This is a genomic window from Streptomyces sp. NPDC060205 (assembly GCF_042728395.1).
In the GTDB taxonomy this organism is placed as follows: domain Bacteria; phylum Actinomycetota; class Actinomycetes; order Streptomycetales; family Streptomycetaceae; genus Streptomyces.
Genome location: NZ_JBHWZP010000451.1, coordinates 1 through 6267, shown reverse-complemented (window position 1 = coordinate 6267; position 6267 = coordinate 1). Strand labels below are relative to the sequence as shown.

Here is a 6267-nt window from a genome sequence, read left to right as displayed (position 1 = left end):
CCCCCGGATGGGGGCGCGGGGAACTGCGCAGTCTTTTGGCTTCAGGTGCGGCGGGCGTGGAGGACGCTGCCGTCCAGGGGGAGTGACGTGCGGGCCACCAGCGTGAGGCCCGCCTCGGCGAACAGGCGGGCGTAGTGGTCGGCGCGGCGTTCACGCCCGCCCACGTTGCACATCATGTGCAGATCCCACGCCGTGGCCAGCGAGGCCGACCCGTCGGCGGGCAGGACGCGTTCGACGACGAGCAGATCCGCGGCGACGGGCATCGCGCGGGCGCAGTGCCGCAGGATCTCGACGCAGCGGTCGTCGTCCCAGTCGTGCAGGACCCGGGACAGGACGTAGACGTCACAGCCCGCGGGCACGTCCGCGAAGTCGCCGGGCACAAAGGCGCACCGCTCCGCGTGGCCGGCCGGTCCGAGCAGGCGGCGGGCGGTCTCGACGGTCTGCGGGCGCTCCAGCAGGACGCCGCGCAGGCGGGGGTGCGCGGACAGGATCCGGCCGAGCAGTTCCCCGTTGCCCCCGGCGATGTCGACGACGCGGGCGCCCTCGGGAGCCGAGGCGAGGACCGGGTGCGCGGGCAGCGGGTCGAACATCCGGGCACCGGCCGCCATCGACCGGTCGAAGAGTTCGGCGAGTTCGGGGTCGCGGGCGAAGTGGTCGAAGTGGTTCTCGCCGAAACGCCGCTCGAAGGCGACCTCTCCGGTGCGCACGGTGTGGCCGAGCCCGGCGAAGGACTCGTAGAACGGGCCCCCGTACATCAGCGCCAGCGGCCGCATCGACCCTTCGGCGTCCGCGCGCAGCAGAGCGCCGGTGTCCGTGAGACGGAACCCGTCGCGGTCCTCGCTCACCACGCCGAGCATCGTGAGATAGCGCAGCAGGGTGGCCAGGTTCGGCGCGAGGGCACCGACCTCCCGCGCCAGTTCGGCCAGGCCGACGCCGCGCTCCCGGTCCATCGCGTCGGCCACCTCCAGGCGGGCGAACGCGGCGAGGGCCTGGGTGGTCCACGCCCCGGTCAGCAGCCGCAGTAGGGTCTCGGCGTGCCGCTGCCCCTGGGGGGCGCCGTCGAGGTGGGCGGCGAGGACGTCACGGTGGTCGCCGGGGACGTACAGCTCCACGCGCCGGTAGCCGGCCTTGGCCTCGGCGGGGGCGGTGAAGTAGAACACCGTGCCGTTCTCGTGCGGGTTGTAGCCGCCGCCGTCGGGGGTGGCGCCGTACTGGCCGAAAGCCGCGCACAGGCCGCGCAGCACCAACGGGTCCGGTGCCTCCACCTCGAAGGCGACATGCGCCTCGTGCAGCCGCTCCCGCTCGTGCGCGGCGACCGTTGCGAGGTCCGAGCCCGGCGGGACGGTCAGCGCGAACACCTCGACCGTGCGCCGCGCCCCGTCCGGGCATTCCACGGTGGGCCGCAGGATGCCGACTCGAAGGTCCGCGGGGGAGCGCCCGTGCCGTACGGCGAGCCGCTCGCGCACGACGACGCTCGGCCGGGGCGGCGTGTCCGCGGCGAGCCCGCAGGCGGCGAGTGCGGTGTACAGCGCGGCCTCGTCGGGCGGGAAGACGAGCAGCGCCGCGTGCGAGAAGGCGCAGCGTTCCGCGAGGGCGCGCAGCTCGGGGCCGTCGAGTCCGGGGAGCAGCAGCGGGAGGAGGGTGGCGGTGTCCTGTTCCTTGACGAATGCGACCGTCTCGCGCAGACGGGACGTATCGCCCGACAATGCCGTGATCACTGCGGGGGGATCCTCATTCCGGGGTTCGGATGACTGTGGGCGGACGACTGCGTACGGATGGCTGTGTACGGACGGCTGTGTGCGGGCCGGGCCGGCTAGATGCCGACGTAGTGCTCGGCGAACCAGTCCTGCTGGCTGCGGGAGGTGCGCAGCGAGGTGAGGCGGGAGCGGCGCAGGGAGTTGTGGAACAGCGACTCGCCGTCCGCGCCGGACGGGCCGTGCAGCAGCCCGATCATCCAGTGCGAGAACTCCTGCGCACGCCAGATGTGCGTCAGACAGCGCGCGGAGTACGCGTCGAGGCCCGCGGGGTCGCCGCGGACGAGGTCGTCGGTCAGGGCGTCGGCCAGGGCCGCGGCTCCGAGGACCGCGAGGTTCGCGCCCTTCGCGGCGGACGGGCTGATCAGTCCTGCGGCGTCACCGACGAGGAACAGCGCGCCGTGGCGCAGCGGTTCGAGCACGTCGGACTCCAGATCGACGACGGCCCGCTGCGCCACGCGCCCGCGTCGCAGCGGGCCGTACTCCCGGGCCCGCATCCGCAGTTCCAGCTCGTCCCAGATCCGTTCCTCCGACCAGGACTCGGCCCGGGTGCCCCGCTCGCACTGCAGGTAGTAGCGGGTGATCTCGCTGGTACGGGCCATGTGCCCGGCGAAGCCGCGCTCGTGGACCGCGTAGCCGACGGCGTCCAGGCTGGGCGGCGCCTCGGCGAGCAGACCGAGCCAGGTCACGCCGTGATCGCGGTGGTGGCGGACCGTGCCGGCGGGCAGGGAGCGCCGGGCCGCGCCGTGCCGGCCGTCGCAGCCGGCCACGTACCGGGCCCGCCAGCGCAGGGGCCGTCCGTCGGCCTCGCGCGCGGCCACCTCGGGCCGGCCGGTGCCGGCGCCGTGCACGGCCACGGCCTCGGTGCCGAACCGGATCTGCCCGCCGCGTTCGAGGAAGCGCGCCAACAGGTCCGACACCAGGTCCTGTTGGGGGTAGACGGTGTGCCGTTCCCGCTGCCCGAGCCCGCCGTAGTCCAGCCGGAACCGGCCGTCAACGGAACGGAACTCGCAGACGCCGTGGGGCTGCCCGCGCCGGTGCAGCCCGTCGGCGAGGCCGTGCCGTTCCAGGGTCCGTACGGTGCCGGGCGCCAGGAATCCGGCGCGCGCCCGGGTCCGTACGTGCGCGGACTCGGACCGCTCCAGGACCACGCAGTCGATGCCCCGGTCCACCAGGATGTTGCCGAGCACGAGCCCGGCCGGTCCGGCCCCGAGGACGGCCACGTCGGTGGTGGGGCCGGCCGGTTCTGGTCGACGCTTCCCGTCTGTCACGAAACCAGATAGTAGGCAGCCCAAAACCGGTCAGTGAACCTGATTCACCCGTATGCGTCGTTCGAACGACAAAGCGGGCGGGGGTGTTGTTTCGAGGGTGGGAGTGGGGGTGGCTTCGGTGCGTTGAGGGGTGCGGGTGCGGTGGGGGCTGGTCGCGCAGTTCCCCGCGCCCCTAAAGGCCAAAGATTGCGCCGTTCCCCGCGCCCCTTGGGAACTGCGCCCCCTGAAAGCGAAAAGCTTGCGCCGTTCCCCGCGCCCCTCAAGGCAGGGGCTGCGCCCCTGGGAAGTGATCGCCTCGGTCAGGGCCAGACCAGGCAGTACGGCTGGTGGCCTGCCTCGTGCAGGCGGTGGCTGAAGTCCTGCCATTCGTGGAGGAGTTGGTAGACGTTGTACGCGTCGCGGGGGCCGCCGCGGTCCGGGACCGTCGACCAGATGAAGGCTGCCGCGCCCACGGCCTCCTCGCCTATGCCGCGCAGCGGGTCGACGACCGTCATGGGGAGCCTGACGACGGCGTAGTCCGGGTGCAGGACGACCAGTTCGAGCGGGGGCACCTTGTGCAGGGGTATGCCCTCGATGCCGGTCAGCACCATCGCGGCCATCGTCTCCGGCTTGATCTTCGTGAACATGCCGTTCATACCGAGCTCGTCGCCGCCGAGCTCCTCCGGGCGCATGGAGATGGGGACGCGGGCGGCGGTCGCGCCGTCCGGAGCCCCGAAGTATTTGTAGGTCACCCCCACCCGGCCACCATTCCCGCTGCTTCCTGGCCTGAGCTGGTCTGCCCCGCGGTCCGTGTAGTCCATACCGTCCATACGCGCGGACGGGTCGATCCGCTCAGGTTCGCCCTGCGATCCCTGAGCCTGACGAGCCTCGGCCGCTTCCGCCTCGCGCCGGTGCTTCCCCCGCCGGGCACGCCGAGGACCGAGGTCATCGGTCCCCTCGCCCAGTCCGCCACCGCGATGCATATCTCCACCCGACTGCTTTTCTAGGGTGCGCGACCCCCGCCACGCAACCCGATCATCGTGACAGTGACCTCCCCCACGGCCGCACGCCGAAACGTGCGTTGAAACACCTGTCCGCAGGATCTTCGCAGCCTCTGACACCATGGTCCGTGTGAGCTATCCGTACGAAGCCCCAGTTTCGCAGACTCTTTTCGACCGTGCGGCGGCCGTGACGCCCGGCGGCGTGAACTCTCCCGTCCGCGCGTTCCGCGCCGTGGGCGGTACGCCCCGGTTCATGGTGTCCGGTAACGGTCCATACCTGACCGATGCCGACGGGAGGGAGTACGTCGACCTCGTTTGTTCCTGGGGGCCGATGATCCTCGGCCACTCCCACCCCGAGGTCATCGAGGCGGTCCAGGCCGCCGTCTCCCGCGGCACCTCCTTCGGCACGCCCGGGGAGGGCGAGGTCGCGCTCGCCGAGGAGATCGTCGGCCGCGTCGCACCCGTCGAACAGGTCCGGCTGGTGTCCAGCGGCACAGAGGCGACCATGTCCGCCATCCGTCTCGCGCGCGGGTTCACCGGGCGCGCCAAGGTCGTGAAGTTCGCCGGCTGCTACCACGGGCATGTGGACGCCCTGCTGGCCGCCGCGGGCAGTGGCCTGGCCACCTTCGCGCTTCCCGACACCCCCGGCGTCACCGGCGCCCAGGCCGGGGACACCATCGTCCTGCCGTACAACGACCTCGACGCCGTGCGTGAGGCCTTCCGGGCGCACCCCGGCGAGATCGCCTGCGTGATCACCGAGGCCTCGCCCGGCAACATGGGCGTCGTGCCGCCGCTGCCCGGCTTCAACCAGGGACTCAAGGACGCCTGCGCGGCGGACGGCGCCCTGTACATCTCCGACGAGGTCATGACCGGTTTCCGTACGAGCCGGGCCGGCTGGTACGGGGTCGACGGCGTCGCACCCGACCTCATGACCTTCGGCAAGGTCATGGGCGGCGGCTTCCCGGCCGCGGCCTTCGGCGGACGGGCGGACGTGATGGCGCACCTCGCGCCCGTCGGCCCCGTCTACCAGGCCGGCACGCTGTCCGGGAACCCGGTCGCGACCGCCGCGGGCCTCGCGCAGCTGCGGCTGCTCGACGATGCCGCGTACACCCGGCTCGACGCGGTCTCCGGGCAGATCCGTACGCTCGTCACGGACGCCCTCACCAAGGAAGGTGTGGTGCACACCCTGCAGAACGCGTCCACCATGTTCTCCGTCTTCTTCACGGGGGAGGACGTACGCAATTACGAGGACGCGAAGACGCAGGAGTCGTACCGCTTCAACGCCTTCTTCCACTCGATGCTGGCGCAGGGCGTCTACCTGCCGCCGTCCTCGTTCGAGTCCTGGTTCGTGTCGACGGCGCACGACGACCGGGCGGTACAGCGGATCGCCGACGCCCTTCCGGCGGCGGCACGGGCAGCAGCGGAGGCCACGGCAGTATGAGTGACATCACCGTCGTACACGTGATGCGGCACGGCGAGGTCGAGAACCCGGACGGGCTGCTCTACGGGCGGCTGCCCGGATATCACCTGTCCGAGCTGGGGCAGCGGATGGCCGAGCGGGTCGCCGAGCATCTCGCTCCGCGTGACATCACGCACGTCGTCTCCTCGCCGCTGGAGCGGGCCCGCGAGACGGCCACGCCGGTCGCCGAGGCGCACGGCCTCGATCTCGCGACCGACGCGCGGCTGATCGAGGCGGAGAACGTCTTCCAGGGCAAGACCTTCGGGGTCGGGGACGGGGCGCTGCGCAATCCCGAGAACTGGAAGCACCTGGTCAACCCGTTCAAGCCGTCGTGGGGCGAGCCGTATCTCGAACAGGTCGTCCGGATGATGGGGGCGCTGGACGCTGCGCGGGACGCGGCGCGGGGGCATGAGGCCGTGTGCGTCAGCCATCAGCTGCCGATCTGGATCGTGCGGTCCTTCGTGGAGCGGCGGCGGTTGTGGCACGACCCGCGCAAGCGGCAGTGCACGCTGGCGTCCTTGACGACGTTCACGTATCGGGGGGACAAGATCGTGTCGGTGGGGTACACCGAGCCGGCTCGGGATCTTGTGCCTGCGCATCTCCTGGCCGGAGCGAAGCCGGCAAAGGGCAAGTCCAAGGCTTTCGGGGCGTAGCTTTCGGCTCCGCCCGGCCTGCTTGTTCTCACAGTGCGGCCCGGTGGGGGCTGGTCGCGCAGTTCCCCGCGCCCCTGGCATTCGGCTGCGGGCCCGGTGGGGGCCGAGCGCGCAGTTCCTCGCGCCCCTGGCGTTCGGCTGCGGGCCCGG

5 protein-coding genes are annotated in these 6267 nt (G+C 71.9%); 2 read left to right on the top strand and 3 right to left on the bottom strand.

What is annotated here, in order from left to right; all coding sequences use genetic code 11:
* Positions 1-41: 41 nt before the first annotated feature.
* The 3 genes from ACFWGJ_RS40665 to ACFWGJ_RS40655 all read right to left on the bottom strand — a co-directional run bounded on the left by ACFWGJ_RS40665 (position 42) and on the right by ACFWGJ_RS40655 (position 3987).
* A complete protein-coding gene (locus ACFWGJ_RS40665; protein ID WP_387333996.1) occupies positions 42-1718 on the bottom strand; it encodes a methyltransferase in 1677 nt (558 codons plus the stop codon).
* Positions 1719-1813: 95 nt separating this feature from the next.
* Positions 1814-2977, bottom strand: coding sequence for a 4-hydroxybenzoate 3-monooxygenase (locus ACFWGJ_RS40660; protein ID WP_387333997.1), 1164 nt, complete (start codon positions 2975-2977; stop codon positions 1814-1816).
* A gap of 347 nt (positions 2978-3324) precedes the next feature.
* The gene (locus ACFWGJ_RS40655) at positions 3325-3987 is read right to left on the bottom strand and encodes a hypothetical protein (RefSeq protein WP_189778720.1); all 663 of its coding nucleotides are present in this window, start codon (positions 3985-3987) and stop codon (positions 3325-3327) included.
* Positions 3988-4126: 139 nt separating this feature from the next.
* Here ACFWGJ_RS40655 and hemL point away from each other — a divergent pair, with 139 nt between their 5' ends.
* Positions 4127-5446, top strand: a complete 1320-nt coding sequence (hemL, locus tag ACFWGJ_RS40650) for a glutamate-1-semialdehyde 2,1-aminomutase (RefSeq protein WP_387333995.1) — start codon at positions 4127-4129, stop codon at positions 5444-5446.
* Positions 5443-6117, top strand: coding sequence for a histidine phosphatase family protein (locus ACFWGJ_RS40645; protein ID WP_387333994.1), 675 nt, complete (start codon positions 5443-5445; stop codon positions 6115-6117). The genes hemL and ACFWGJ_RS40645 overlap by 4 nt, the downstream gene beginning before the upstream one ends.
* Positions 6118-6267: the final 150 nt, after the last annotated feature.